The sequence below is a fragment of the Actinosynnema sp. genome (assembly GCF_052038725.1).
Window position 1 is genome coordinate 1 of the sequence record NZ_JBQGCX010000408.1, and the last position, 1,716, is coordinate 1,716.

The window sequence follows — 1,716 nt, forward strand, 5'->3', positions numbered from 1 at the left end:
GCAGCGGCAACCAGCGGCGCAGCGGGTCGCGCCGGGCCTCCCACAGCAAATCCTCGGCGAACTGCCGCAGGTCGTGCGCCCGGACCGGCGCAGCGGCCAGCAGCTCCGCCAACTCCACCGACTCACCGGCCCCGTCCACGCCCTCGCTCCCGTCCACGCCCTCGCTCCCGAGCACGCCCTCGCTCCCGAGCACCCCCGGCAGGTACCGGGCCGAGAGCGCGCACAGCACCAGAGCCCGCCTGCGCCGCAGGTGCAGCAACCGGGGCGTCCGATCAACCCCCGCCCGCCAGGTGCGGTGCTCGCGCTCCACCTCGTGCAGGTCCAACAACTGCCACGACGAGTACAGGAACCCGTTCCACCAAGGCCCGCGCCCGCCACCCACCCGCTCGTGCGGCTGATCCTCGACCTCGTCGGCGCAGTCCCGCAACCGCCCCTCGCGCACCGCCGCGCGCATCTCCCGCCGCCGGTCCAGGTGCCCGTCCGGCAGCACGTCCACCCGCCGCCCCTCGTCGGGGGGACCGGGAACGACCCGGTACAGCGGCACCAGCAACCGGCTGCGGTGCAACTCCTGCAACCGCGCCAGGTCGAGCCGGTGCCCGCGCAGCAGCGCCTCGCCGATGAACCCGGCGCTGTCCAGCAACCGGTCCTGGGTGAACGACTCCGTCATCCGGGCGAGCGCGAGCGCGCCGCGCGCCCCGTCAGCCATGCATCCCACCCCAACCAGCCCGACCGGGCGACGAGGCTACCCAAACGGGTGAACCTCAGCCCGCCCTGGGGGCCGCGCGGGTCCACCGCCTGGTCCCCGCGCGGCCCGTCCAGGGGAGCGAGCGGTCAGCCGCTCACCACCTCGACCTCGACCGGGGTCACCAGCACCCGGTCGTGGCCGACGACCCTGGTCTCGCCGAGCAGCCGCACCGGGTGCTCCCAGCGCACGTCCTCGCTGGAGCACCCGACCAGCAACCGCAGCTCCCCCGGCTCGACGATCCGCACCCCGTCCCGCCCGGTGAACGAGGTCCGGTCGGCGTGCACCCGGAACGCCACGCGCGCCACCTGGCCCGGTTCCAGCTCCACCCGCGCGAACCCGACGAGCTGCCGCTGCGGGCGCACCACCGAGGCGACCGGGTCGTGCAGGTACAGCTGCACCACCTCGGCGCCCGCGACCGCGCCGGTGTTGGCGACCTCCAGCGAGACCACCAGCTCGGTCTCGAACTCCTCGGCCGCGGCGAACCCGCTCAGCTCGAAGCCCGTGTACGACAGCCCGTGCCCGAACGGGAACAGCGGCGTCGGGTCGGCCGAGCTGATCGAGCTCGGCCCGCCGAGCTGGGGCCGCAGGTAGGTCGACGGCTGCCCGGCCGGTCCGCGCGGGACCTGCACGGGCAGCTTCCCGGACGGGTTCACCCGCCCGCTGAGCACGCCCGCGACCGCGCCCGCGCCCTCCTCGCCGGGGAAGAACGCCTGCACGATCGCAGCCGCCCGATCCGTCGCGGGCCCGAGCGCGTAGGGGCGCCCGGTGAGCAGGACCAGCACCACCGGTCGCCCGCAGTCCAGCAGCTCGGTGAGCAGCTCCCCCTGCACCCCTGGCAGCTCCAGGTCCTCCGCGTCGCACCCCTCGCCGGAGGTGCCGCGCCCGAACAGCCCGGACCGGTCCCCCAGCACCGCGAGCACCACGTCGGCCCCGGAGGCCACCCGCACCGCCTCGGCGAACCCGGACCGGTC

At 75.6% G+C, this 1,716-nt stretch carries 2 protein-coding genes; both read right to left on the reverse strand.

The window, feature by feature from the left end; translation table 11 throughout:
- A partial coding sequence (locus ACTUAL_RS08230) for a hypothetical protein (RefSeq protein ID WP_440899824.1) occupies positions 1-706 on the reverse strand: 706 nt, incomplete at its 3' end.
- 125 nt (positions 707-831) lie between these two features.
- The coding region (locus ACTUAL_RS08235) for a glycoside hydrolase family 3 C-terminal domain-containing protein (RefSeq protein ID WP_440899825.1) at positions 832-1,716 on the reverse strand (885 nt) is incomplete at its 5' end.